This is a genomic window from Paenibacillus silviterrae, from assembly GCF_030167925.1.
Lineage (GTDB): Bacteria > Bacillota > Bacilli > Paenibacillales > NBRC-103111 > Paenibacillus_G > Paenibacillus_G silviterrae.
The window spans coordinates 5,105,473-5,131,775 of record NZ_JASKUT010000001.1; the positions used below are offsets into that span (position 1 = coordinate 5,105,473).

At 54.2% G+C, this 26,303-nt stretch carries 26 protein-coding genes and 1 riboswitch; of the genes, 20 read left to right on the forward strand and 6 right to left on the reverse strand.

What is annotated here, in order from left to right; all coding sequences use genetic code 11:
- Positions 1-44 precede the first annotated feature (44 nt).
- The 9 genes from QMO62_RS23870 to QMO62_RS23910 all read left to right on the forward strand — a co-directional run bounded on the left by QMO62_RS23870 (position 45) and on the right by QMO62_RS23910 (position 9,378).
- Entirely contained in the window at positions 45-599 is a 555-nt protein-coding gene (locus QMO62_RS23870) for a glycerol-3-phosphate responsive antiterminator (protein ID WP_284644784.1), read from the forward strand.
- Positions 600-667: 68 nt separating this feature from the next.
- Positions 668-1,369 (forward strand): MgtC/SapB family protein, encoded by a 702-nt coding sequence (locus QMO62_RS23875; protein ID WP_284645020.1) that lies wholly within the window; start codon positions 668-670, stop codon positions 1,367-1,369.
- A 323-nt stretch (positions 1,370-1,692) separates the two neighbouring features.
- Entirely contained in the window at positions 1,693-3,018 is a 1,326-nt protein-coding gene (locus QMO62_RS23880) for an ABC transporter substrate-binding protein (protein ID WP_284644785.1), read from the forward strand.
- Positions 3,019-3,105: 87 nt separating this feature from the next.
- Positions 3,106-3,993 (forward strand): carbohydrate ABC transporter permease, encoded by an 888-nt coding sequence (locus QMO62_RS23885; RefSeq protein ID WP_284644786.1) that lies wholly within the window; start codon positions 3,106-3,108, stop codon positions 3,991-3,993.
- Positions 3,994-4,003: 10 nt separating this feature from the next.
- Positions 4,004-4,840 carry a carbohydrate ABC transporter permease gene (locus tag QMO62_RS23890; RefSeq protein ID WP_284644787.1) on the forward strand — a complete coding sequence of 279 codons (837 nt, stop codon included), beginning with the start codon at positions 4,004-4,006 and terminating at the stop codon, positions 4,838-4,840.
- A gap of 12 nt (positions 4,841-4,852) precedes the next feature.
- Positions 4,853-5,584 (forward strand): glycerophosphodiester phosphodiesterase, encoded by a 732-nt coding sequence (locus tag QMO62_RS23895; protein WP_284644788.1) that lies wholly within the window; start codon positions 4,853-4,855, stop codon positions 5,582-5,584.
- A gap of 39 nt (positions 5,585-5,623) precedes the next feature.
- Positions 5,624-6,724 (forward strand): YncE family protein, encoded by a 1,101-nt coding sequence (locus tag QMO62_RS23900; protein ID WP_284644789.1) that lies wholly within the window; start codon positions 5,624-5,626, stop codon positions 6,722-6,724.
- Positions 6,725-6,801: 77 nt separating this feature from the next.
- The gene (locus tag QMO62_RS23905) at positions 6,802-7,518 is read left to right on the forward strand and encodes a glycerophosphodiester phosphodiesterase (protein WP_284644790.1); all 717 of its coding nucleotides are present in this window, start codon (positions 6,802-6,804) and stop codon (positions 7,516-7,518) included.
- A gap of 156 nt (positions 7,519-7,674) precedes the next feature.
- Positions 7,675-9,378: a glycerol-3-phosphate dehydrogenase/oxidase gene (locus tag QMO62_RS23910; RefSeq protein WP_284644791.1), complete on the forward strand. Its 1,704-nt coding sequence runs from the start codon at positions 7,675-7,677 to the stop codon at positions 9,376-9,378.
- On the opposite strand, the gene QMO62_RS23915 is transcribed toward QMO62_RS23910, so the two are convergent.
- Positions 9,375-9,860: a GNAT family N-acetyltransferase gene (locus tag QMO62_RS23915; protein WP_284644792.1), complete on the reverse strand. Its 486-nt coding sequence runs from the start codon at positions 9,858-9,860 to the stop codon at positions 9,375-9,377. The two genes, QMO62_RS23910 and QMO62_RS23915, sit on opposite strands and share 4 nt — an antisense overlap.
- Before the next feature lie 147 nt (positions 9,861-10,007).
- Between QMO62_RS23915 and pdxR the strand changes: the two genes are divergently transcribed.
- The 3 genes from pdxR to QMO62_RS23930 all read left to right on the forward strand — a co-directional run bounded on the left by pdxR (position 10,008) and on the right by QMO62_RS23930 (position 13,886).
- Positions 10,008-11,501, forward strand: a complete 1,494-nt coding sequence (gene pdxR / locus QMO62_RS23920) for a MocR-like pyridoxine biosynthesis transcription factor PdxR (protein ID WP_284644793.1) — start codon at positions 10,008-10,010, stop codon at positions 11,499-11,501.
- A gap of 39 nt (positions 11,502-11,540) precedes the next feature.
- Positions 11,541-12,329 (forward strand): CPBP family intramembrane glutamic endopeptidase, encoded by a 789-nt coding sequence (locus QMO62_RS23925; protein WP_284644794.1) that lies wholly within the window; start codon positions 11,541-11,543, stop codon positions 12,327-12,329.
- A 120-nt stretch (positions 12,330-12,449) separates the two neighbouring features.
- The gene (locus QMO62_RS23930) at positions 12,450-13,886 is read left to right on the forward strand and encodes an NAD-dependent malic enzyme (protein ID WP_284645021.1); all 1,437 of its coding nucleotides are present in this window, start codon (positions 12,450-12,452) and stop codon (positions 13,884-13,886) included.
- Between the two features lie 65 nt (positions 13,887-13,951).
- On the opposite strand, the gene QMO62_RS23935 is transcribed toward QMO62_RS23930, so the two are convergent.
- The 3 genes from QMO62_RS23935 to QMO62_RS23945 form a co-directional block, all read right to left on the reverse strand.
- Positions 13,952-15,223 carry an MFS transporter gene (locus QMO62_RS23935; protein ID WP_284645022.1) on the reverse strand — a complete coding sequence of 424 codons (1,272 nt, stop codon included), beginning with the start codon at positions 15,221-15,223 and terminating at the stop codon, positions 13,952-13,954.
- A 16-nt stretch (positions 15,224-15,239) separates the two neighbouring features.
- On the reverse strand, positions 15,240-16,028 hold the full coding sequence (gene asd / locus QMO62_RS23940; protein ID WP_284644795.1) for an archaetidylserine decarboxylase: 789 nt from the start codon (positions 16,026-16,028) through the stop codon (positions 15,240-15,242).
- Between the two features lie 137 nt (positions 16,029-16,165).
- Positions 16,166-16,366 carry a hypothetical protein gene (locus QMO62_RS23945; protein WP_284644796.1) on the reverse strand — a complete coding sequence of 67 codons (201 nt, stop codon included), beginning with the start codon at positions 16,364-16,366 and terminating at the stop codon, positions 16,166-16,168.
- 173 nt (positions 16,367-16,539) lie between these two features.
- A riboswitch (TPP riboswitch) is annotated at positions 16,540-16,644 on the forward strand.
- A gap of 120 nt (positions 16,645-16,764) precedes the next feature.
- Between QMO62_RS23945 and QMO62_RS23950 the strand changes: the two genes are divergently transcribed.
- From QMO62_RS23950 to tenA, 4 genes are read left to right on the forward strand one after another with little or no spacing between them, the layout of a single operon-like run.
- Positions 16,765-17,361: an ECF transporter S component gene (locus QMO62_RS23950; RefSeq protein ID WP_284644797.1), complete on the forward strand. Its 597-nt coding sequence runs from the start codon at positions 16,765-16,767 to the stop codon at positions 17,359-17,361.
- Entirely contained in the window at positions 17,361-18,875 is a 1,515-nt protein-coding gene (locus tag QMO62_RS23955) for an ABC transporter ATP-binding protein (RefSeq protein ID WP_284644798.1), read from the forward strand. Before QMO62_RS23950 ends, QMO62_RS23955 begins: the two co-directional genes overlap by 1 nt.
- Before the next feature lie 23 nt (positions 18,876-18,898).
- Positions 18,899-19,708 carry an energy-coupling factor transporter transmembrane component T family protein gene (locus QMO62_RS23960; RefSeq protein WP_284645023.1) on the forward strand — a complete coding sequence of 270 codons (810 nt, stop codon included), beginning with the start codon at positions 18,899-18,901 and terminating at the stop codon, positions 19,706-19,708.
- Positions 19,709-19,730: 22 nt separating this feature from the next.
- Positions 19,731-20,396, forward strand: coding sequence for a thiaminase II (gene tenA / locus QMO62_RS23965; protein WP_284645024.1), 666 nt, complete (start codon positions 19,731-19,733; stop codon positions 20,394-20,396).
- A gap of 904 nt (positions 20,397-21,300) precedes the next feature.
- Here the strand turns inward: tenA and QMO62_RS23970 are convergent.
- Positions 21,301-22,992, reverse strand: a complete 1,692-nt coding sequence (locus tag QMO62_RS23970) for an MFS transporter (RefSeq protein ID WP_284644799.1) — start codon at positions 22,990-22,992, stop codon at positions 21,301-21,303.
- A gap of 126 nt (positions 22,993-23,118) precedes the next feature.
- On the opposite strand from QMO62_RS23970, the gene QMO62_RS23975 reads away from it, so the two are divergent.
- Complete coding sequence (locus QMO62_RS23975) at positions 23,119-23,718, forward strand: TetR/AcrR family transcriptional regulator (RefSeq protein ID WP_284644800.1); 600 nt, start codon at positions 23,119-23,121, stop codon at positions 23,716-23,718.
- 22 nt (positions 23,719-23,740) lie between these two features.
- On the opposite strand, the gene QMO62_RS23980 is transcribed toward QMO62_RS23975, so the two are convergent.
- Complete coding sequence (locus tag QMO62_RS23980) at positions 23,741-23,950, reverse strand: hypothetical protein (protein WP_284644801.1); 210 nt, start codon at positions 23,948-23,950, stop codon at positions 23,741-23,743.
- 271 nt (positions 23,951-24,221) lie between these two features.
- Between QMO62_RS23980 and QMO62_RS33560 the strand changes: the two genes are divergently transcribed.
- The 3 genes from QMO62_RS33560 to QMO62_RS23995 form a co-directional block, all read left to right on the forward strand.
- Positions 24,222-24,419 (forward strand): cytochrome c oxidase subunit 2A, encoded by a 198-nt coding sequence (locus tag QMO62_RS33560; protein WP_372516697.1) that lies wholly within the window; start codon positions 24,222-24,224, stop codon positions 24,417-24,419.
- A gap of 16 nt (positions 24,420-24,435) precedes the next feature.
- Entirely contained in the window at positions 24,436-24,906 is a 471-nt protein-coding gene (locus tag QMO62_RS23990; RefSeq protein WP_284644802.1) for a cytochrome c oxidase subunit II, read from the forward strand.
- Positions 24,907-24,923: 17 nt separating this feature from the next.
- Positions 24,924-26,303: b(o/a)3-type cytochrome-c oxidase subunit 1 (locus QMO62_RS23995; RefSeq protein WP_284644803.1), on the forward strand; the 1,380-nt coding region annotated here is incomplete at its 3' end.

The window sequence follows — 26,303 nt, forward strand, 5'->3', positions numbered from 1 at the left end:
ATAATGGATCTCAACTGCAACTGCAATGACCAGGGGGGACCATAATGTATCCGATCGTTGACATGGTAGATCACCAAACGATAGCCGCTTTACAAAAGGAAGACGAAATGGAGCTGGCGCTCCAGAGCCCGGTGAATGTGATTTTTCTTCTGACCGGCTCAATCTTCAACATTACTGATTTGGTTAGCCGGGTAAAGGCGTCAGGCAAGCATGTCTTCATTCATATGGAATTTATTGAAGGGATCGCAGCCGACCGGAGCGGCGTAGCTTATGTTGCGAAGCACGTGCAGCCGACCGGAATTATTTCGACCAAGAGCAATTTGGTCCGCGTTGCGAAGGAGCAAGGACTGATGGCGATCCAGCGGATCTTCCTGATTGACCGTAATGCGGTAACGCGCGGGATCAAATCAGTGGAGCAGAGCATGCCCGATGCGATTGAGGTCATGCCTGGCATCATGCCGCGGATCATTCGGGAGATGACGCATATGACGCCGCTTCCGATCATTGCCGGAGGGCTGGTAGGGAATCAGGAAGAAATCGATGAAGCACTTAAAGCGGGTGCGCTTGCGGTGTCCGCAGGTACCTCGACATTATGGTAACTTAATAAGGAGGTGAGGTTTTGGAAGACAGCGTGTGGCATATTAACCACTTCGATCTCACCATCCGCATGCTTTTGGCTGCAGGTCTCGGCGGTCTCATCGGACTTGAGCGGGAATGGAGCAATCATGCGGCGGGCTTCCGAACTCACATACTCGTATGTATCGGCTCGGCTGCAATTATGCTGCTGTCCATATACGGTTTCGGAGAATTTGCGAATGAATACAATGTACGGATGGACCCGGCACGTCTCGCGGCGCAGGTCATCAGCGGGATCGGTTTCCTCGGCGCCGGCGCGATTATGCGAACAGGCTCAACGGTGTCCGGGCTTACGACGGCCGCTTCCATCTGGGTCGTCGCCGCCATCGGATTGTGCGTAGGCGCAGGCTTCTTCTACGGAGCCGGGCTTGTAACCGTTCTCGTACTGTTGAGCTTATTCGTGCTTAACAAATGGGAAAGGTACCTGATGCGCAATCGCAGGAACCAGGAGATTGTCATTCATATCTATGATAGGCCGGGTGTACTGGGCAAAATCGCGACGATGTTCGGTGAGCAGGGCATTCAAATCGTCAATGTAAAAATGAAGCTCGATGAGACTCATGAAAAAGACGTCAACCCGATCATGGAGCTGCGATTCAGCGTCAAATCCACCAAGAACGGCAACATGATGAAGGCGATCGAGAACATTTCGTTATCGGGTGAGATCATCTCCCTCGATTCAGGATCGTTGCAGGCGGGAAGGGCGACCTCGGGACAAGGGGCAGCCATGTAATTTCAAATGTTAAGATAATATGTTAAGGAATGACAAAAAATCACATTTTACGTTGTAATCTTACAATATTAATGATATATTAATATATTTGATCATTGACAATCGACAAGATTTGTGTGATAATAGTCACAGAGAAAGCGCTTTAATCATATGAATTACTGGATAATATGTCGTCGGGTTTGGAGACCACTGAGATAACCCAAGGACAACGATCCGGTGCGCCATGTCGTGCGTACCGTATTCGTTGTCTTTGGTATGCCGGTGGTCTCTTCATCTTTCGGCTTATCACATTCTTTTCATTCCAGAAAGGGGACAAAAGGAACATGAAGATGAAAAAATGGTTGGCACCCGTCGTATTGACAGCAGTAGCGGCAGCATCGATCACAGGCTGCGGAGCAGGCACGGAGGAATCCTCCGGCGGAACCCCGCTGAAGGACGCGAAAGCGGCTGCAGAGGACACGACTCCGGTTACGATCCAATACTGGCACTCCCATGCGGAAGCGCAAATGCCTGGTCTGAACTACATGCTTGAGGAATTCGCGAAGAAGTATCCTTACATTAAAGTGGAGCCTGTCTTCCAAGGCGCCTATACGGATCTCCATAAGAAGCTTCAGGCGGCCGTTGCGGCGAACGATGTTCCTGCCGTAACCAATGTAGAGGTTTCTGCCTTGCCTAACTTTGCTGACAGCGGCGTGTTTGCCGACTTGGGTCCTTTCATCAAGCGCGACAATATCGACATGAACGATTTCTCCAAGGGGATGCTCGCAGCTTATGCATTTAACAACAAGCAATACGGCTTCCCTCTGATCGTAAGTACAAGCGTTTTCGTGTATAACAAGACCATGCTCGATAAGCTGGGCGTGAAACCTCCGCAAACGTGGGCGGAAATCGATGAATTTAACAAGAAGGTCACTGTGAAGGAAGGCGGACAAACTTCCCGTTATGCCTTCTCCGTTCCGGGCTGGGATACTTGGTACTATGATCCGTGGATTTCCAACGGCGGCGGCTCCATCCTGACCGAGGATAAAAAGGCGGCGGCATTCGATAAGCCGGAAAGCCTGCGCTGGGCGCAAAACTTCAAGAAGTGGATGGACGAAGGCTCCATGCATATGGGCTACGGCAAGGGCGCTTCCGACAACATGAGACAGATGTTCCTTCAAGAGAAGGTTGCGATGGTACAGCATACGTCCGCTGTATTGAAGACGTATCTGGAAAACGCAAAGTTTGAAGTGGGCGTCTCCTTCATCCCAGGCGATAAGAAGAGAGAATCTCACATTGGCGGCGCGGGCATTGTTATGATGGATAAGGCTCCGGAGAACCAGAAGGAAGCGGCTTGGAAGTTCGTGAAGTTCATGACCTCCGCTGAGCACAACATCAAGTGGGCGGAAGGCACAGGCTACCTGCCGACGCACAAATCCGTTGTTTCCTCCGAGCAAGGCAAGGCGTATTTCACGAAGCTGCCGCAATACAAAGCGGTATTCGATAACTTTGACAACGTAGCTCCGCGTCTGCAGCATCCGGGCTACCCTGAGTTCAGCAAGATTTACATGGAAGTCGTAGGTAAAATGATTCTTGAGAACGCTGACCCTACACCGCTGCTGAAGGATTCCGTGAAGAAAATCAACGAAGTGCTTGCTGATTATAAATAAGCAAATCTGTCTGTCATTCCATGAGATGTAGGCGATCCGTTCGTCTGCATCTCCTTTCTAAATGCCACAAAGAAAAGGGGTAACCCCGTGAAAAGAACTTCTCGCTTTGTCGAAAGCTTTAAGGATTTTTCGTTTGCGCTGCCGGCGCTTGCCTTTATGATCATCTTTATTTACTATCCGCTTGCTAATTCCTTTTATCTTAGCTTCACGAATTGGAATATGACCAAGCCGACCAAGAAGTTCGTCGGTATTGACAATTATACTTATTTGCTCAGTAGCGAAACGTTCTATAAGGTTTTGAAAGTCACATTCACTTATACGATCTTGGACGTGCTGCTTACGCTGGGGATCGGACTGCTCCTGGCGCTGCTGTTCAACGTAGCTTCCAAATTCTTCGACTTCATGCGTGCCGTACTGTTTATGCCTTATTACATCTCGATGGTTATTGTCTCGATGATTTTCCTTTGGATCTTCAATCCCCAATACGGGTTGGCGAACGAAGTGATCGGATTGCTCGGTCTGGAGCCGGTCAAATGGTTGACCAATCCGACCACGGCCTTGTGGGTTCTGATTATCGTATCCGTCTGGAAGGGCGTAGGCTTCGCGATGATCATCTTTATCGCCGGACTTCGCAGTATTCCTCTTGAGTACTACGAGGCTTCGAGTATCGACGGTGCCAACAAGTGGTGGCAATTCTGGAAAATTACGCTTCCGCTTCTGTCGCCGATTACGCTGTTCCTGGTCGTAACGAACTTTATTTCTTCCATGCAGGTATTCCAATCGGTAGATATTATGACCAACGGCGGTCCTCTGGAAGCGACGAAGGCGATGGTGTACTGGATTTACGATATGGCCTTCGCCGAGTTCAGAACAGGACGTGCTTCTGCACTCGTCATTATCTTCTTCTTCATTATCATTTTGCTGACACTGCTTCAAATGTTCGTATCCCGCAAGAAAGTTCATTACGAAGGGTAGGTGAGGGGACATGACGCAATCGAGCACGCTTTGGAAAACCTCACGACTGCTGCTGGCTATCTGTGTAACGTTGGTGATGTTCTTCCCGGTTTATTGGATGCTGGTGACCTCATTGAAAACACCGGCCGAGCTTCGTCTGGCCGTTCCGACCTTCTGGCCGGAGTCGATGAAATGGTCCAACTATGCTGAAGTATTTACGTCGTTTCCGTTTGCGCGCTTTGCGCTGAATACGTTTATTCAAACTGTGGGGATCGTGTTCCTGCAAATCAATATCGCTATCATGGCTGCTTATGCCTTCGCTAAAGGGAATTTCGCGTTCCGCGAGCAATGGTTCCTGCTGGTGCTTGCGGCGCTGATCGTCCCGGATCAGGTTACCTTCGTTCCGGTCTATGTGATGATGTCGAAGCTGGGCTGGATCAATACCTTCTGGGCGCTCATCGTACCTCATGCCGCCTCGGCTTACGGAATCTTCCTGCTTCGCCAAACCTTCAAATCCATCAACAACGATGTAATTGAAGCGGCAAGGGTGGACGGGGCGAGCCGATTCCAGGTACTATACCGGATTTTGACGCCTATGGCGCTGCCAACCATTGCTACCTTGACCGTTCTCAGCTTCATTTCCAGCTGGAACTCTTACTTCTGGCCGCTCGTCATGACCAACTCGAACAACATGCGCGTACTTACCGTTGGGATCGCGATGATGAAGGACTCCATGGCCGGTGACGAGGCGTTGACCTTCCATCTGATCATGGCAGCCAGTGTGGTCGTCATTCTGCCTATTGTTATTATTTTCGTATTCGCCCAAAAATATATCATCGCTGCCATGTCCAACTCCACGTTCAAATAAAAGGAGACTATCATGAGTCAGAACAAACCTTTGGTCATTGCCCATCGAGGGGCGAAGGGAGAAGCTCCCGAAAATACGTTAGGCGCTTTCAAGCTTGGACTTGATCAGGGCTGCGACGCCATCGAACTGGACGTCCACTTGTCCAAAGACGGCGAGCTGATCGTCATTCATGACGCTACGATGGACCGCACGACGGACAAGGAGGGCACTGTCAACGAGATGACAGTGGCCGAAATCCAGCGTGCGGACGCCGGAAGATGGTTCCACGAGAAATACGAAGGCGAACGTGTTCCCCTGCTTGAGGAAGTGTTCGATTTGGTCCCTGCGAACATCATGATTAACGTAGAGATTAAAGGCTCCTACGGCCGCAGGCTGGAACCCGCTTTAGTGAAGCTGATGCAGAAGAAGAATCGGGTGCATAATGTAGTCGTCTCGTCCTTCGATTTCAAAAGCCTGCAGCATCTGAAGCTGCACGAGCCCGAAGCGAAAATCGGCCTGCTGTACGATGTGAACGCGATGCGTCACTCGGATCTGGCCCGTCTGATGAGCACGCCGGTGTATTCCCTTCACCCGCATATGCGGCGGATCGACAAGGCGGAGGTAGCCGATGCGGTGAATCAGGGCTTGAAGGTATTCCCGTACACGATTAATGAAGAAGAGCATATGCTTCTGGCAATAGAATACGGTGTTTCCGGTATCATTACGGATTATCCGGGCAAACTCAAAGCACTGCTTAACGGGTGAAACGGTGTACTGAATCCACGGAAGGAAGGGGCAGCACAGATGAAACGGAAGGCATTTGCAGCGGTGGTTGCCGGCATGCTGGCAGTGACGGCGATCGGCTGTCAGGCGGCGCAGAACCAAGCGCCCGAGAAGACAGCTCCGCCGGCAGCCGCGGCTCCGGAAGCGAAAGCTCCGGCCGGATTGGTTACCCAGGAGGAAGCGGGGATCAAAATTCGCGTGGATATGCCGGAAATCAAATGGTTTCTGGACAATGCCAAACAAGGGCCGATCGTACCGGCACTGAAGCAGGAAGCGATTCCGCAGGGACTTGCCTACCTTGAGGAGAAAAATTGGCTGCTGGTGACATCCTACCGTGAGAACGGCAAGTCCAGTCTGCTTAGCGTGATTGATGCGGAGACAGGCAAGCTGGTAAAGGCGCATGAGCTGTACAAGGGGGCGAATCTCCCATACACCGGACACGCAGGAGGAGTAACCGTCAGCAAACAGCACGTGTGGGTATCCTCGGACGGCAATGCTTTTTGGCTGAAGAAGGAAGACCTGATCAAGGCGGATAACGAATCGAAGCTGACCTTCGGCGGCTCGGTGCTGACCGATACTCGTGCTTCCTTCACTACCTACAGCGAAGGTGTGCTGTGGGTAGGGGAGTACGCGCAGGGCTCCAGCTACCCGACCAGCAAGACGCACTACATGAATAACCGGGACAACAAGGAGCATAAGGCTTGGACCGTCGGCTATAAGCTGGATCCGGCTACGGATCTTCCGAAGCCGGCGACGGGCAAGGATCCGGCCGTACCGGACTACATTCTTTCCATTCCGGATATGATTCAAGGCATGGAGGTCGGTCACGACCGTATCATCCTCAGCGAATCCTATGGCCGCAACAATGCGAGCGCTCTGATTGTACACAAGCTGCCGATCGTAGAACCGCCGCATCAGACGGTAGAGATCGGCTCGGTCAAGGTGCCCTTATGGTTCCTCGACAGCAAGACGAAGCAGCAGGAGCAGAAGGCGCCGCCGATGTCCGAGGGCGTGGTCACCATCAAGGGAACGACCCATGTCCTGTTCGAATCCGGCGCGAAGAAATATATGAGCTCAAGCACCTATCCGTTAGACCGGATCCAATTGATCAAGCTGCCGTAAGACGCTCTATGGCTGGAGATCCGAGTGGCAAGTCCCGAGCCTTCAAGGTATAATGGAGGAAACGGAAGACGGAGGTTATGCAGATGCTCATTCAAGGCTTGGCTCATCGCGGTTATCCGAAGAAATACCCGGAAAATACGGTTTCATCGTTTCAGGCGGCAATCGAGTTATCCTACAGCATCCTGGAGCTTGATGTTAACCTGACCAAGGACGGCATTCCGGTGGTCATTCACGACCCGACGATCAATCGGACGACGAACGGCAAGGGCTGGGTGAAGGATTACACCTTGGACGAGCTGCGGCAGTTCGATGCCGGAGGCGGCCAAGCCATCCCGACGCTCGAGGAAATCCTGATGCTGGCCAAGGGTAAGGTGCGGGTGGATATCGAGCTGAAGCAGAGCGGAGATCTGTATCCCGGCATGGAGCAAGCCGTGCTTGACGTCATCCGGCAATGCGAAGTGGAGAAGGAAGTATTCGTAGCTTCGTTCGACCACTATTCAATCCTTCGCATGAGGGAGCTGGATCCGGAGCTGGAGCTAGGGCTTGTTATTTACGGAGCGACGCCATCGGTGTTTCCTTTGATGGAGCAGCTGAAGGCCAAGTATTTATCGGTTAAATCCATTTACTTAACGCCGGAGTATGTACGTTTGTGTGAGGAGAAGGGCATCCAGCTGATTGCCTGGACGATCGATGATGAGCAGGCCATGCAGGAGATCCGAAGCCGGTTCCCGAACGTGCTCGTTTGCACGAATGAGCTTGAAAAATGGGCGGCTTGCGTGAAACAAATGGTGTAAACTGTACGCGGTTTGTGGTATAATAACAACAAGTTAATAGAACGGTTGGAGAGACGGAGAGACCACACTTGCATTGCAGTCCTGAGCTGCAATGTTTGGGGTGGGCTCTCCTTTTTTGTGTTCTCATAAACCGGCTAAAAGATGGAGGAGAGAACGATGGCAGTAGCTTTTTCGAGCATCCAACGTACTGAGCTGTTAGAGAAAATGAATGGAAAGCATTTCGATCTGCTGGTGATCGGCGGTGGCATTACCGGTGCGGGGATCGCGCTTGACGCGACGACTCGCGGGATCAAGACGGCGCTTGTGGAGATGCAGGACTTTGCGGCAGGTACTTCGAGCCGTTCTACCAAGCTGGTGCACGGCGGCCTGCGCTATTTGAAAAACTTCGAGGTCAAAATGGTGGCGGACGTTGGCAAGGAGCGCGCCATTGTTTATGAGAACGGGCCTCATGTAACGACGCCGGAATGGATGCTGCTGCCTTTTCATAAGGGAGGCACCTTCGGCAGCTTCAGCACCTCGATCGGTCTGAAGGTATATGACTTCCTGGCTGCAGTGAAGCCGAGCGAACGCCGGAAGATGCTGAGCGTGGAGGAAACGATCAAGCGCGAGCCGCTGGTGAAGCAGGACGGCTTGAAGGGTAGCGGACGTTATGTGGAGTACCGTACGGACGACGCCCGCCTGACGATTGAAGTCATGAAGGAAGCGGCTCATCGCGGCGCAACGCTGGTCAACTATGCGAAGGTCGTCGAGTTCCTGTACGAGAACGGCAAAGTCGTCGGGGTACAGGTGCTGGACCGCATCCATAATCAAACCTATAAGGTATATGCGAAGAAGATCGTGAATGCGGCGGGCCCATGGGTAGACACGCTTCGCGAGCTGGATAAGTCGAAGACGAAGAAGCATTTGCAGTTAACCAAAGGAATTCACTTGGTCATTGATCAGAAGCGGTTCCCGTTGAAGCAGGCGATCTATTTCGATACCCCGGACGGCCGCATGGTGTTCGCGATTCCGCGCGACGGCAAGACGTATGTAGGTACGACGGATACAGTGTACAAGGGAGACGTCGCGCATCCTCGTATGACGACGGCTGACCGCCAATACGTGATCGATTCCATCAACTATATGTTCCCGTCCGTGAAAATTACGGCGAAGGACATCGAGTCCAGCTGGACGGGGCTGCGTCCGCTTATTTTCGAGGAAGGCAAGAGCGCCTCGGAAATTTCCCGTAAGGATGAGATTTGGACATCGGATTCCGGACTCATCACCATTGCGGGAGGCAAACTGACCGGTTACCGGAAAATGGCGCAAATGGTTGTCGACATGCTGGTAGAGCTGTACCAAAAGGAAGGCTTGGGCGGTTTGACGCCTTGCATCACGAAGCATATGCCGATTTCCGGCGGGGACGTCGGGGGCGGGGAAGGCTTCGCGGGCTTTGTGAAGGAGAAGGCGGCCTTAGGTCCGAAGTACGGTTTGACGGTTCAGGAGGCGGAGAAGCTGGTACGCCGCTATGGCTCCAATATTGACCGTCTCTACGGATTGGCGGCTCAATACAAGGATACGGCGCCTAAGTTCGGCTTGCCGCTGCCGGTGATGGCGATGGTAATGTACGCTATGGAAGCGGAGATGACCGTGAAGCCGGTGGATTTCTTCATTCGCCGTACGGGAGCTTTGTTCTTCGACATCGCTTGGGTGCATCATCACAAGGAGCAGGTCATTCAGTGCATGGCAACCTACTTGGATTGGACGGAGGAAGAGAAGCAGGCGTACACCGAGGAGCTCGAAATGCATCTGGAGCACGCCGTCGTTCCGGAGGATCAAGAGCAGCAGTCGAATGCGGGGTCGAAGTCGAAGATCGGCTAGAGATTTAAGTAATAGTGATAAAATTCATCGTCACGCTGATAGCCTAGGGACTCGTAGAGTCTCTGGGCTTTTTGGTTGTCGGCGCCGGTGGCAAGCTCAAGTCCCTTTGCTCCGGTTGCGGCAGCATGCTGCCGGGCGGCCTCCATCAGGAGGCGTGCGACGCCTTGGCTGCGTGCCTTCGGGATCACGAACAGATCGTTCAGAATCCAGGCTTTGCGCATGGACAGAGAGGAAAGGGTGGGGTAAAGCTGGGTAAAGCCGAGTGCCTTATTCGTTTCATTGACGGCGTAGAACAGGGCGGAGCTTTGCTGTGTCAAATTGTGTTCCAGGAAGGTGATGGCTCCGTTCAGATCGGAGGCTTTCCCGTAGAATTGGCGGTATTGATCGAATAAAGGTGCAATGGATGATGCATCTTGCGACTGTGCGGTCCGGATTCGAATCGTGCCGGGCGCCTGGTTGGTCGGATGAGTCGGTTGGGTCATGTGATGAATTGGCCTCCTGGTTCTAGGTGTATGGTTTGTACATGCAGTGTACAATCTCGGTTGACAAATGAAAAGGGCCAATTTAGATTGAAATGAGTAGACCGGTTGAGAATATCAGGATGATATAAGTGTTCGGAGGAGTACGTTATGCATTTTCAAATTGCGTTTGCCACTTATTGCGCGAACTATCCGACGAAATCGCTGGCGCTGTATCATGCGCTGCGGGATGGGATGCTGCAGGGGCTGTGGTCCAAAGGGACGCGCCTCCCCTCCACGCGTGAGCTGGCGGTCCTCTACGGTTTGTCCCGCGGGACCGTTAACCAGGTGTACGAGACGTTGGTGTCGGAGGGATACCTTCAATCGGAAACCGGGAGAGGTACGTATGTGGCATACGAGGCTTCCGCTACAGCGGGAATGACTGGGGGGCGCGGAGGCATGTCCGCGCCGTCATACCGGCTGTCTGCTTGGGCGGAACGGCTGGAACAGGCTGCGGGGGATGAACGCGGGGCCGGACGCTTCGAGGGCATCGACTTCCATACGTTTGCCCCGGACCTGTCGCTGTTCCCTCAGGAGGAGTGGAACCGCTGCTACTATGCCCAGGTCCGGGAGCTGGGCAGCCTTGGGCTTCACGCCGGCGGTCCGGCGCAAGGGCGCGACCCGCTCGGCGATGAGCGGCTGCGGGAGAGCATTGCCCAGTACCTGCGGCGGGCGAGGGGTATGGCCGTGCAGGGGGAGCACGTCGCGATAGTCGGCGGCTCCATGCAGGCCATCGCGCTGCTCGCGCAGCTGCTCGTGGGGCCGGGCGAGGCCGCCGCAGCGGAGACGCCGGCGTACGGCGGCATCCGCCGGGCGATTCGCGCCGCGGGAGGCCGCTGCATCGACGCCGAGGTCGACGGCGACGGGCTTGTGCCCGCGGACTGGGACGCGAAGGCCGTGTTTGTTACACCGACACGGCAGTTCCCGACGGGGACGGTGCTGTCCTTAGAGCGGCGGCAGGCGCTGCTGCGGTGGGCGAGCGAGCGGGAATCCGTCATCGTCGAAGACGATTACGACAGCGAGTTCCGTCACCGGGGGCGCAGCCTTGAGCCGCTGAAGGCGCTCGACCGGGGCGAGCGCGTGGTGTACGTCGGCAGCTTCACCAAGACGCTGCTGCCGTCGCTGCGCATCGGCTATGCCGTGCTGCCGCCGGCGCTGGTGGAGCCGTTCCGCCGGGCGATGGCGTTGTATGAGCCGGTGCCGGTAAACCTGGCGGAGCAGCGAACGCTGGCAGCCTTCATGGCTGCGGGTCATTATGAGCGGCATCTGAGGCGGATGAAGCGGGTATACAGCCGCAAATTTGCGCTGCTGACCCAAGAGCTGCGTTCGCTGGAGCACTGGATCGATTGGGTCGAGAGCGATGCCGGCTTGCATGTCTTTGGCTGGTGGAAAGGCACCGAGTCCGAGTACTTCAAGTTTCGGGAGCTGGCAAGGGCTCAGGGAGTCAGATGGTCGGAGACAACGTTGGACTTGGCAGTAGGGATGCGTTACGGAATGTATTTGAATTTCCCTCATGCTTCGGAGGAAGAGATCGCAGAAGGCATCCAACGGATGAAAAGAGCATCCGGAGAGCTTCAGCCGGGACGCGGTTCGAGCGGCAAATGAAGGGGCTGCGTATTACGGAAAGGGTGAGGATAGAAAGGAATGAGTCAGTCGCTGCTGCGTAACACAGCATGTTTATTTTTATTCGGTTCAATGATAGTACTGCTGTTAATCGAACAATATGTGTGGTTGAGCGTATGGGGGGCCGCTGCCTTGCTGCTTAGCGTTCATAAGCCGTTAAGGCCTTTTCTGGGAACCGCCGTTTGCTTTGGTATCGGATTTTGGGGTTATCTGTATGTAACCTCCCATTGGGGAGCCGACATGCATCCCAAGGAAACCCGTGTCCTGCTTAACCGTTTAACGCTGACGGTGATTCTGATTCCCATGCTGGCGCTGTCTCTTGCCGAAGGGTCGCCGTTCCTGGGATATGCGAGGAGGCCCGAATGGAATGCGTCCGTCCGCGTCCCGCTGATTTGGGCCGGCTTTCACGATTCTACCGTTAAGCTGTTTTTGATCATTGCCATCGCAACGAATATAGTCGTCTTTGCCCCTTTCCTGATTCGCAACGGCTGGACCTCCATTCAAGAGGTATGGCTGTTCGCGCTGCTCTTCGCCGTCGTCAATGCAGTGCTGGAGGAAACTGTGTGGAGAGGCGCGCTGCTGAGCAGGTTAGCCGGGCAGGTGGGGGAGCGGTGGGCGGTGATGATCGCGAGCCTGGGGTTTGGTTTGCAGCATTATTCCTTGGGCTTTTCCTGGGTTGTGTGTATAGCCTTTGCACTGGGAGGTTTGTTCTTCGGAGGAGTTACGGTCCGGTCAAAGAGCATACTGCCTTCCATATTATGGCATATGGTTATTAACCTGCTAATGGCTTTCAGCGGGATGATCTTATGATTTTGCCCAAATATTTCCTCCCGCCTGACAGAACAAGTGATTTTTCCTTCTTCGGCCGACTTATGCTATGATTATTATGGTCAAACTTCACCGGGAAGGAACGATACTTAGATGGCAAACATGGGTTCGCCTGTAGGAAGCACACGATTGATTTTACGGCTGGAGATTGAGAAGGATACGGTATCCTTCGGACAGATCGCTGTAGCGATCAATGAAGTAAGCGGTGATATTGTTGCAATCGACGTGAACCAGGTGAGTAAGAACACGACGATTCGGGATATTACGGTGAATATCGTCGACCAGAATCAAACGGATGCCTTGGTGGAGAAAGTAGGCTCCCTCAACGGCGTCAAGGTGATCAATGTCTCCGACCAGACCTTTCTCGTGCATCTTGGGGGGAAGATCGAGACGGTTCCCAAGCTGCCCATCAAAAACCGTGACGACCTGTCACGTGTCTATACACCTGGCGTAGCGCGCATTTGTATGGCGATTCACGAGGATCCCCTCAAGGCGCATTCGCTGACGATTAAGCGCAACACGATTGCGGTCGTTTCCGACGGCTCGGCGGTACTCGGACTCGGTAATATCGGACCTGAGGCCGCAATGCCGGTAATGGAAGGGAAGGCCATGCTGTTCAAGCAGATGGCCGGGGTGGATGCTTTCCCGCTGTGCTTGAATACGCAGGATACGGAGGAGATCATTCGGATCGTGAAGGCGGTAGCCCCTACCTTCGGAGGTATTAACCTTGAGGATATTTCGTCGCCGCGATGCTTCGAAATTGAGGAGAGACTCATTCAGGAGCTGGACATTCCGGTGTTTCATGACGACCAGCACGGCACGGCTGTGGTTATTCTGGCTGGATTGTACAACGCCGTGAAAATCGTCGGGAAGCCGCTCGAGGATTGCAAGGTCGTAGTATGCGGCATCGGCGCTGCGGGTATCGCTTGCACCAAAATGCTGATTGCCGCCGGCGTCCGCAACGTCATCGGAGTGGACAGGCAGGGAGCCATTGTACGGGGTAACTCCTACGATAATTCCGCGTGGAGCTGGTACGCGGAGCATACCAACCCGAATGGGGAGAGCGGCCGTCTGTCGGATGTGATCGAGGGTGCGGATGTGTTCATCGGCCTATCGGGCCCGCGTGTGCTCAGCGTCGACGACGTGAAGAAGATGGCGAAGGATCCGATCGTCTTCGCGATGGCCAATCCTACCCCGGAGATTCCTCCGGAGGAGGCGGAGCCTTATGTCCGCGTCATGGCGACGGGACGGTCGGATTACCCGAACCAGATCAACAACGTGCTGTGCTTCCCGGGAATATTCCGCGGCGTGCTGGATTGCCGGGCTTCCCGTATCACGGAGGAGATGAAGCTCGCAGCGGCCAAGGCCATCGCCTCCGTCGTCGGTGACGACGAGCTGAATGAGCAGTATATCATCCCGAGTGTTTTCAATCAGAGCGTGGTGGAGAAGGTCAAGGAGGCTGTCATAACGGCTGCCTATGAGTCCGGCGTTGCCCGCCGCCGCAGCGCGAAGGAGCAGTCAAGGACAGACATGGGCTAAGACTTGGTAGGACGCAAAAAAGGTCAACAGCGGTGTGAAATGCACCGCTTGCTGACCTTTTTTCATTAGTTTGAAGCTTCCTCCGTCCACTGCCGGATCGTCTTGTCGCTAGGCAGGAAGAAGGTAAACAGCCCGAGCAGCGGCAGGAAGCTGATCATCTGCATGACCGGGGTCAGCTGCAGCCGGTCGATCATACCGCCAAGCGCTACGGCGCCCAATGCACCGAGACCGAAGGCAAGGCCGATCGTTAGGCCGGATACCATGCCCACCTTGCCGGGCAGGAGCTCCTGAGCATACACCACAGTAACCGAGAAGCTGGATAGCAGTATAAATCCGTTCACGAGCAGGATCACATGAGTCCAGAAGGGATCTGCATAAGGAAGCAGCAGCGCCAAAGGCGCGGTCCCCAGCATCGAGAAGAAAATCAGGTTGCGCCGCCCGAATTTGTCGGAGAGCGGACCGCCGAGGAAAGTACCGAACACTCCCGCAGCGGAGAACAGGAAGATATAGATCTGTGCTTGCTCCAGCTTGATGCCGAACTTCTCCATCAAGTAGAACGGATAATAGGTAGAGATCCCCATGCTGTACCACGAACGGGCAAAGATCAGGAACAACAGCATGCTGACCGCAAAGGTAATTTGCTTTTTGCGGGCGGGGCTCATGGTACGGACAGCTCCCGACCGTTTGACCGGAGGGTTCGCCGCCATGTAGCCGCCGTACCACCGGGCAACGGTCAGCTGGACGACGATGCCGAGTCCGGCGACCAGCGTGAACCAGATGGCACCGAACTGGCCAAGCGGCGCGAAGACGAGCGCCGTCATGACGGACGCGAGCGCTTGTCCGGAATTGCCGCCGACCTGGAAGATCGATTGTGCCAAGCCCCGGCGGGAGCCCGCCGCCATGTAGGCAACGCGGGAGGACTCCGGATGGAAAATGGCGGAGCCTAGCCCGACGAACAGCACGGACAGCAGGATAAGCGCATAATTCGGTGCCAGCGCTAAGCCGAGCACCCCGATGCAGGTAAGTCCCATGCCGAGCGGCAGCATCATAGGAGTCGGCTTCTTGTCGGCGTAGAGGCCGATCATCGGCTGCATAACGGAGGACGTCATGTTCAAGGCAAAGACGATGATGCCGGACTGCATATAGTTTAACCCCATGGAATCCTTCAGAATCGGAAGAATGGCCGGGATGACGGACTGAATCGTGTCATTTAACAGATGGACCAAGCTGATGGCGAACAAAATACGAAACACGGTTGGCTTGATGTCTGACTGCGGTGCCGCAGCCTGCTTCCTTCCTATGGAAGAAACGGCCGCAGCACTTGGCTGCACTTGCATGGGAAAGCTCATCTCCTTATTTTTGCATAAAGGTACCGAGAGCCTCGCCCATTTTTACTTTGCTTCCTACCTTCAGATCGGCCCGGCTCTCGAACGTGGCGGTCTCGGTGAGTAGTACGATGGTGGAACCAAATTCGAAGTAAGCGAGCTCATCGCCGCGCTCCAGCCGATCCGGAAGCGGATCGACATACCGGATGCTGGCTACATTCAACGCTCCGACCTTGACGACGGCAACCTCGCCGCCTTCATGCTGCATGTACGTGACCAATCGTTCATTGCGGCTGAGCACCCGTCGCATGAAGCGCAGTCCGAAGTCGTTGACCGGATAAACCTTACCGGGGATGTGCTCCTTCTCTACGATGATGCCGCTGACCGGAGTATGAATGCGGTGATAGTCCGTTGGACTCAAGTACAGTACATAGAAAAAACCGTTCTTATAATTCACCATCCGCGGCGAATGATTGAGCAGCTCGTCAATGGTGTAATCCTGACCTTTGACATTCAGGATCAATCCCTCTTGAATCGGTCCCATGCCGGTGATCAGGGCGTCGACAGGGCTGACCATGGCGCCTGGAGCCGTATGGATGGGACGGAGCCCCGTTTTCAGCCGTCTGGTAAAAAAGTCGTTCAGCGATGCATATTCATGAAGGCTCTTCTCCGCATCCTCGACGGGAATGCCGTAGGTCTTAGCGAATTGCGGGATGAACCCGCGGCTGAGCTTGGATTTGGCAAAGGCTCCTGTCATTCGGGAAATGGTTTTGCGGGAGGATAGCTCGGTTAGAAGCCGGAATAACGAACGTTTCATGCTGGTTAGGTTCACCTATTTCTTCATAATTGTAAAGTCCTACCGACTATAGTGACACATTCCGGGAGCAAGCGCAACCAAGAAAAAGTCGCCTAAACAGCAAGAAAAGACCCGGAGGGGCCTTTCTCTTCACGTAATTATTGCTTTTTGTACTCCTGACAGGCTAAGCAGGCCGAGACATTCACAAGAATCGGGTTCTTGGAGCCGGAATATTTGGTGCAGGAGATAGGGGCCCGCAGCTGGGGATCATCTGAAATACATATGCAGTAAGGACATTCCGAAACGAGCTCCGTGGTGACCCAAAGCAGCTGCTGCTTCAATTCATCGATTTGATTCATTAATAAGAATGTCTCCCTTAGCGAAATAGAGGTACCAATTACCTATATCTTAGCATGGTTACCAACGATTTACTTGCGTAATGTGACACAATTTTTATAAAAATTACCTAAAATGTTCTATCTTCCTACGGAATTTATTCGTTGACAATCGAGGCAAACGTGCTTAATATGAGTTATGTCACTAGGGGAGCCGTAGGGCTGAGACTGGATCAATAGATCCTAGACCCTCTGAACCTGATCTGGATTATGCCAGCGTAGGGAAGTGGAGAGCGTATGCGCGCGATCATGATAAGCTCATCTGGGCCACTTCCGTAGTTTTGCGGAGGCGGCCCTTTTTGGCATACATGTCTCGGAACCCGGTTGACAAAACAAAAGGAAAAAAAGGAGTTGTGAGGTTTATGTCCAAAGGTTTGAAGCTGACCGATATTTTGGTCACAGTCGTTATTTCCGTTGTCCTTGCCGCCATTTATCATTTTTGGGCTGCCGTGTATGAGGTGGCTAAAGCACCCGGACTTCAGCTCGAGCAGCTGATGTACGGGATGTGGTTTATTGCATCGACGGTAGCGTTCCTGCTCATTCGCAAGCCCGGGGTTGCCTTTCTGGCTGAAGCGGCGGCGGCAAGCGGAGAGCTGCTGCTCGGTTCCCCGTTCGGCGTCGAGGCGTTAACGTACGGTCTGGTGCAAGGGATTTGCGCCGAGCTGATGTTCGCTGCAACAGGGTATAACCGTTACTCGGCCGTAACGGCGGGACTGGCCGGAATGGCCGCAGGCGCAGGCGCACTGGTGTTCGATTTCTTCAAGGGGTACATGACGGAATTGCAAACCTGGAGCTTGGTGCTGTATATCGTTCTCCGATTCGTGGGGGCGTTCGTGATCTGCGGCTTCGTGGCTGCCGGCTTGGTGAAGGCGCTGGAGGCTACCGGTGTGGCTCAGCTCGTACGGCCTGCCAGCCGCGCCGACTATGATGCGCTGAACCGCAAGACGACGAAGATGTAATGAGTACGATTGTGATGAAGGAACTGGCGGCTGCCGTGGAAGGGCTGCGGCTTAAATTTCCGGGGAGCGACGGACTTCTCTTCGAGGAGCTGTCCCTCTCCGTCAGACAAGGAGAGAAGGTGCTGCTGCTCGGTCCGAGCGGCTGCGGAAAGTCGACCTTGCTGCAGGTGCTAAGCGGGCTGATCCCGCAAGCGATTGAAGTGCCGATGCTTTGTGACAGCAGCGTGGTGCCGGCGGCTTCAGGCTACTTGTTTCAAGATCCCGAATCGCAGTTCTGCATGCCGTTTGTGGATGAGGAGATCGCCTTTGTACTTGAAAATATGCAGGTGCCTAGGCCGGATATGGCGGGTTTGATCCGCCGGTATCTGGAGCAGGTTGGACTGCAGCTGCCCGACCCGCATGTGCCGATTGCCTCGCTCTCTCAAGGCATGAAGCAGCGGCTGGCTCTTGCTTCACTGCTCGCCCTGCAGCCGGAGGTTTGGTTCTTGGATGAACCGACCTCTTTGCTGGACCCAGAGGGGACCAAGCAGGTTTGGACGACGGTGAAAGAGGTGACAAGGGATCAGACGGTCATCATCGTAGAGCATAAGATCGACGAGATCGTGGATTTCGTGGACCGGGTCGTCTTGTTCGATTACGAGGGCTCGATTCTCGCCGACGGAGAGCCTGCCAGCGTGTTTCGCGATCATAAGCGGGAGCTTCAGGAGTATGGCATTTGGTATCCCGGCGTGTGGTCGGATTATACGGCAAGCCCACGGTATTGGGATACGACAAAACGTGGCGGAGCCCTCCCTAGCGATGGAGCCGTTGAGCCATTGCTGAAGCTGAGACAGTGGAGCGGCTATCGCGGCAAGGCACCGAGGATTCAGGTGGATGCCGCAGAAGCGGCAGGTGCGGACTGGATTGCCGTTGTCGGAGAGAACGGCGCCGGCAAGAGCACACTCCTTCAAGGACTGATGCAGCTCATTCCGACCAAGGGCGAATACAAGGTAAGGGGAAATCTCGTCCGCGGCTTCGAGGATATTGGAGATTCCACCGGATATGTGTTTCAAAATCCCGAGATGCAATTTGTGACCGATTCCGTCAAGGAGGAGCTGGCCTTCAATTTCCGCAGGGACGGAGACCCGGAGTCTCTCGTTCAGGAGAAGACGGAGCAGCTGCTGAAGCAATTCGGCTTGGCGGGACACAGGGAGCTGCATCCTTATCAGCTGTCTCTCGGGCAAAAGCGAAGGCTAAGCGTAGCTGCTGCAACGGTGAAGCAGCAGAGGGTTCTTCTTCTAGATGAGCCTACCTTCGGGCAAGATGCGGAGAACACGTTCGCCCTGCTCGAGCTGCTGGAGGGCTGGCGCAGACAAGGTACGCTGATCATTATGGTAACACACGATCCGGAGCTCGTCCGTTATTTTGCAACAACGGTATGGGAAGTGGAGAACGGAAGGCTGACAGCGGTGCTGTCACCCGAGCAGTATGTACGGCGGTTCGAGGAGCAAACAATTTGCGAACCGGTGAATTAGGGCAGAAGGGAAGTGAAGAAAAGATGCAGCAGGCCTGGGATATCAAGGAGACGTGGCTTCATCGGGTGAACCCGAGCTACAAGCTGTTGCTATCGGTTGTTCTGTTTTTGCTTATCTTGCTAACGCATAACATCAATGTGCTGGCGAATACGACGTGGATGTTCGTACTTCTGCTGCTTGCCTGTTCGGGGCATCCGAGGTCGCGTGTGCTGCTGCTGCTGCTTCCTTTCACCATACTTTTCGTGTGCTCGATGACGTCGATGGTGTTTTTCGGCAAGGGAGAGACGACCTGGTTTCGCTTCGGGTTGATTCATGTGACCGAGGAAAGCTTCTATCGAGGGGTACATATCGGGTTGAAGACCGTCAATATGGCGCTGGCAGGCTTGCTGTTCGCCTTGACGACGAGGCCGGTAATGTTATTCTATTCGCTCATGCAGCAGCTGAAAATTCCTCCGAAGTATGCCTACAGCTTCATGGCGGCCTTCCGGCTGATGCCGATGATCCTTGACGAATTCTGGACGCTTCGCATGGCGCTTAAGGTCCGGGGGATCAAGGAGAAGCATGGACCGGCAGGCTGGTACGGGAAGCTGCGCCGCTATGCGATCCCATTGCTGGCTCAGAGCATCCGTAGGGCCCAGCGGATCGCCGTGGCAATGGAAGCGAAGCGTTTCATGGCGGTGAAGCAGCGAACCTTCTACTACGCGATCGGCTGGTCCCGCGTAGATCTGCTTTGGCCGGTGCTGCTGGCCGTCTTATGGGCGGCCGCCGTCTGGCTGGGCTGGAATCTGCCTTTCTTTAGCGTGGGGGATGTGCGGTATGAAATCAACTCTTAATACGGGAGGCGTGGATAAACCTATGAAATTCTCGGACCAACTAAGAGCCGCGGCGGATGCAAGCTGGAACGCCAGCTTCGAGCATCCGTTCGTGCGCGGAATCGGGGACGGAAGCCTGCCGCTTGCGGCGTTTCGTCACTACGTGCTGAATGATGCCTATTATTTGTCTCATTTCGCCAGAGTCCAGGCGCTTGGAGCTGCAAAGGCTGACGACCTGTTCACGACGAACCGGATGGCGGTGCATGCGCAGGGCACCTACGGGGCCGAGCTGTCGCTGCACGAGAAGTTTTCCAAGCTGCTCGGCATTACCGACGAGGAGCGCAGCCGTTTCCAGCCTGCACCCACGGCGTATGCCTATACGTCGCATTTGATCCGGGCGGCTTACACGGGACATCTCGGCGACATTGTCGCTGCGATACTGCCGTGTTACTGGCTCTATTACGAGATTGGAGAGCGTCTGGCCGGCTGCACGCCGGAGGAGCCGATCTACCGCGAATGGATTGCCGCTTACGGCGGGGAATGGTTCCGGGAGCTGGTTCAGGAGCAGATCGACCGCGTCGATGCGCTGGCGGAGCAAGTCACAGAGGCGGACCGCGAGCGGATGAAGCAGCATTTTCTGATCAGCAGCCAGTACGAGTATTTGTTCTGGGATATGGCCTATAAACAGGAAGATTGGCCAATAGGGTAAGGAATGGAACGAGAGCGCAGCTCCATGGGGAGTGCTGCTCTCGTTTTTTTGTCTTTTATTGTAGCTGCGATTGCACGTGCAAAGCTGCTATTGAAGGTGATTTCGTAACGTTATAAGGAGCGTTACCGGGCCGTGATAAGCGCCAGGCACCCTGTAACGCGATTTTTTCATCTTACGGTCGCAGATGAACACATATTTGGTACAGTAAGGTGAATTTATAACGTTACAAGGAACGTTACCGGGCCGTGATAAGCACCAGACGCATTGTAACGCGATTTTTTCATCTTACAGCGGCAGATGAACCCATATTTGGTACAGTAAGGTGATTTCATAACGTTACAGGGAGCATTACCGAGCCGTGATAAGCGCCAGACGCCCTGTAACGCGATCTATATGCCGCAGGCAGTGATGCCGTAAATGCTGTTCTCCTTCTCGAAGGGGTCTATTTTTAATGAAGGTAAACAGGCTAAAGTGACCCGTATAACAAATTTATATAAGAAGTCAATTAAGTCTGCCGCAGGTAACCATTTCGAAGTGTACATTTTAAAACTTGTTTGGTCAAACGCAAACTTAATGTGGGGAGGTACTCCTTTTTGGTTTGCCGAAAAACCTTATTCCACATGGGCTTTCTAATTATGAAATTGACTTATAGTGCAGAAATCCACGGTCCCAAACCCGGTTCGGAACGAGATTTGTGAGAATAGGCACCTTTGCGAGAGTACAATGGCCGAATATGAGGCAAATGATCTTGGAATGTTGTATTTACGCAGAAATCTTCCAGCTCTGAATGCAAGTCATGGAAAAAAGCTGCCTATTCGCAGAAATATCTGTTCGAAGAGCATCCGGCCACACGCCGCGGACTTCTGACCGGGATGCAGATAAGTCGCTCTTTCAATTTGAACAGTTATGCGCTCCGCTTTTCCCGGATGAGCCCCAGCACCAGCGGAAGCAGAAGCAGGGTGAAGGCGGCGAGCACATACAGGCAATATTCGAACGCATAAGCATAATTATACGCTGTAGCATGCTTCAAACCGGACAGAAGCAGCGGCTTAACGGAAGCCTCCTCCGCAGTCAGCACACAGCTGGCAGGGATCCCGGCAGGGTCGCCGATACGGGCATAATCGCCATAGCAGCTCTGGAATTGGCGGGAAAGCTCCTCCTTCCGGTTCTCGCTCACTTGCAGCTTCATCAGGTCAGCCTGAAACGCCGGAACGTGCCGTGCACTCGCCAAATCCGCATGCCGTCCGAGGGTATTCATGAGGACAATTCCTATGAGGGCAATACCGATGGCAAACGCCACCTGCATACCGGTAGTCAATATCCCGGAGGCTGAACCGACATCTTGTCGCTGTATGCGGGAGAGAACGGCGTTTGTGAGCGGAGCGGCTAAGCTGCCCTGACCGATCCCAAGCACGGCAAGCGCCGGAATCCATTCATAGCCCTGCAGGGAAGTTCCCGTCCTATGCACTGATAAGGCAAGCAGCAGATAACCTGCCGTGGTGAGCAGAGCGCCGAAGGTCAGCACGTGCGGACCGAGCTTGGCTACAGCCTTCGCGGAATAGAGCGACGCTGCGAAGTAACCGGCCCCCATCGGCAAAATAATCATCCCTGCCTGAAGCGCAGTGAAGCCAAGGCCGAGCTGCAGGAAATAAGCCGAAACAAGGAAATAGGCGGCTTGGGAGCATAACAGCACAAAGACGATCAGCATGCCCATGGCAAACCGGCGCAGCGCGAACAAGCTGACGTTAATGAAGGGCTCGCGGCCCCGGGCAGCCATCCGGCGCTCATAGAAGACGAAAGCGGCCAGCACCGGTACGGAGAGGATCAGACAGGTGACCAGGCCCGCAGGCCAATGCTCCTTTTGACCCTGTACCAGCGGGAAAATCAGCATAAACAACCCGCCCGTAGCCCAAGCGGCTCCGATCCAATCCAGCTTCTCGGAAGAGCTGCTTCCTTTCGTTTCCTCTATATACATAGTCATGCCGAGAATCAGCAAGCCAACTGGCACGCTGAAGAAGAAGACGGTCCGCCAATCGAGTCCGGCCGGGTCCCAGCGCAGCAGCAATCCGCCGATCAGCTGGCCGCTAGTCGCCGCAATGCCTTGGGCAGCGCCGTAGAGTCCGAATACTCCGGCGCGTTTGTCCGGCGCGTAGCTCGTTTGGATCAGCGATAGCACCTGCGGCATCATGAAAGCCGCCGACACCCCCTGAAGAATCCGGAAGACTACCAAAGAGGAAACGCTCCCTGCGAGTCCGCAAAGCAGGGAGGAGACGGTGAACCCGATGACTCCGAGCACTAGCAATCGCTTGCGTCCGTACCGGTCGCCGAGTCTTCCCCCGATGATGAGGGTTACGGCATAAGCGAGCGTATAGCTCGTCAAGACGAATTGAACGCCGGAGAAGCCCGCTTGAAGTCCCTGCTGGATCGCCGGAGTGGCGACATTGACGATGAATACGTTAGCTACAGCCAAGAAGACGGTCAATAAAATGATGGCCAGCAGCAGATGAGACTTGAGCTGAGGCCGTTCGTCAATCAAAGGCTCCGCTGCGGCGCGAACGGACTGGCTTGTTGAAGCTGAATGGGTTGAGTTGGACACTGTACATCCTCCTAAGGGATATGATAAAATCAATGGGGTAGACAGATCTGTCTCATACTTTGATATGATACAGACAGATCTGTCTCATGTCAACGGCATTTTCATGTCTCGAAAGGGGAACATGTGATGGAGAAGAAGGAAACCGCAAAGGAGCGCATCCTCCAGGTGGCTTCGAATTTGTTTTACGACGAGGGAATTCGGGCGGTTGGCATTGATCGGATTATTGAAGAATCCGGTGTAGCCAAGGCAAGCTTCTATCGAAATTTTGCGACGAAGGATGCACTGGTCGTGGCCTTTCTCGAGCAGCGCCATGCACGGTCGATGGAAAGAATCGAGACGGCGCGAAGCCGTTATCCCGGCGAGCCGTACAAGCAGCTGCTGGAGGTGCTCCGGCTGTTGTCCGAACGGATGATCGAGCCGGATTTTCGCGGCTGTCCTTTTATGAATACGACAATTGAGTTCCCGGAGCAGGAGCACCCCGGCCATCACAAGGCGAAGGAATGCCGGATTGTGGCTTGGCATGCCATTAAGGATATGGCGGAGGAAGCGGGGGCCAGCGACCCGGAAGCGCTGGCCAAGCAGCTTGAGATCGCATATAGCGGGGCGGTGATGACAGCATACCTATACCGTTCAAAGGATAATGGGAAGCACTTTTACCATGTCGTGCAGCTGCTGCTGAAGGAGCATTTCCCCGATCACGCAAAAAATCCCGCCGTGCTGAATTAGCAGCGGAGGGATTCTTTGTTTGTTACAAGCTTATTCGATTGCCTTTACGTTCGCGGAGCTGAACCAGCTGCCGGTATGCTTGAATCCGGTCCAACCGGGCCAGCTCATCCGACTCGGGCATGGAGCTTCGGGGGACTCCGGCAGGAGACGAACCGACGGCTTCCGGGTGTACGGCCATTTGAAAGGCTTGAGGATTTTTAATAAATTTATGTAAAAAATGATCATTCAACATAAAGGTCAGCTCCTTTTCATGCTATAGCTTTCGTAGGCTTTTACCAATTTAAGGGGAGGTTTAGCAAATAGGTATCCCGGCGAATATGCCGCTCCTCCTCCAGCCTCTGTTCCTGCAAGGGAATAGGGGCCTTTTTGTGCTGCACCGGCTGCCATATATCGTTCACTATTGCTTCACATCCGATGTGATGAAGATCATAGTGACTTACGGTACACAGGCTCTACAATGAGCACATGACATAAATCACACCCGTATGGGGAGGGAATCAACGATGGCTAAGCCTGAACCGAAAATCCAAGCAGAGCAAGGGAAGAAGCAGGTGGATTCGCGAAGCAAAAGCGGAACTGCAATCCCGCCTCAGCACAAGGAGCCTGAGCTTAAAGGGGCCTTTGCTTCCGTCATGCTGCTTGGAGCGTTTCTCGTGCTTACCTGGGTAGGCGCGTACGTGTTGTTTATTTCAAGAGGGTAACAGGGGGAGATTACAGATGCATATTCATCGACTAGAAAAAATATGGCTCATTTTCGGAATCGCGATGCTCATTACGTTCCTGACCGTGGTAGGCGTGGGAGCCTTCGCCCAAGGGATGCAGCCGCCGGGTACGCACAGACATACGGTGGATCCGGAGACCGTCGACAAGACCGCTCCCTTCGACAAGCCGGGACTGAAGAAGGTCGGCGACAACGAATACGAGGCTTACATGCTGGCTTTTGCCTTCGGCTATTCGCCGGATAAGATGGAGATTCCGGTTGGGGCTACCGTAACGTTTCATATTACAAGTAAAGATGTAGTTCATGGCTTCCAAATCCCAGGTACGAATGTCAACATGATGGTCATGCCGGGGGAAGTGAATCAGCTAACCTATAAGTTTACGAAGCCGGGCGAATATCTGGTGCTCTGTAACGAGTACTGCGGTACGGCCCACGAAATGATGCAGACAAGAATTATCGTTAAATAATCAAAGGGGTGTAGGCAATGACGACAGACTGGAAAAGCTTCGACCGGCGCGATAGCGCCTTGTCGCTGGCCCATATCCTGTTCGCCTTCGGGGCGTTATTCATCGGCGGCATCGCCGGCTTGCTGCAGGGCCTTGTCCGCGGCGGCATGCTGGAGCTGCCTTACGGGATCGGGTATTATCAATTGCTGACGGCACACGGCGTGCTGATGGCGCTCATTTTCACAACTTATTTCATCATCGGCTTTATGTATGCGGGCTTGGCCAAAACGCTGGGCGGCAAGCTGCTTCCGATCGCCAGATCGTTCGGCTGGGCGGGCTTTGCGTTAATGACCGTGGGTACGCTTCTGGCTACGGTACTGATTCTGCTGAATAAAGCGACCGTATTATACACATTCTATGCACCAATGAAAGCTTCCCCATGGTTTTATGTGGCACTTGTGCTCGTGGTCGTGGGCAGCTGGACGAGCGGCTACGGTATGTTCGCGAACTACCGCTATTGGAAAAAGACGAACGAAGGCAAGCTGACGCCGCTGTTCTCCTTTATGGCGATCGTCACCATTCTGATGTGGGTCATTGCGACACTGGGCGTTGCGATTGAGGTGCTGTTCCAGCTGATCCCGTGGTCCTTCGGCTGGGTCGAGACGGTCAATATCATGCTGAGCCGTACGCTGTTCTGGTACTTCGGCCATCCGCTCGTATACTTCTGGCTGCTTCCCGCCTACATGTGCTGGTATGTGGTCATTCCGAAGGTCATCGGCGGCAAAATGTTCTCCGACGCATTGGCTAGATTGTCGTTTATTATGTTTCTGCTCTTTTCCATCCCGGTAGGGTTCCACCATCAGCTGATGGAGCCGGGCATCTCGAACGTATGGAAGTTCGTTCAGGTCGTGTTGACGTTCATGGTCGTCATTCCTTCCTTGATGACCGCCTTCTCGCTGTTCGCCACCTTCGAAATGCACGGCCGCTCGGTCGGCGCGAAAGGGCTGTTCGGCTGGTTCCGCAAGCTGCCTTGGAAGGACGTTCGCTTCTTCGCTCCCTTCATGGGCATGCTGATCTTCATCCCGGCCGGCGCCGGGGGGATTATCAACGCGAGCCATGAGATGAACGCATTGATTCACAATACGCTCTGGGTTACCGGTCACTTCCACTTGACGGTAGCGACCAGCGTAGCGCTTACGTTCTTCGGGATTACGTATTGGCTGATCCCGGCCCTGAGAGGCCGCAGGCTGACGCCATTCCTTCATAAAATGGGGATTATCCAAACGTGGGTCTGGATTGCAGGCATGTTCTTCATGTCCGGCTCGATGCACACGGTCGGCCTGCTTGGCTCGCCTCGTCGTACGGCGTACACCACTTACATGGACCACCCGGATGCCGTTCTGTGGATGCCGTATCAT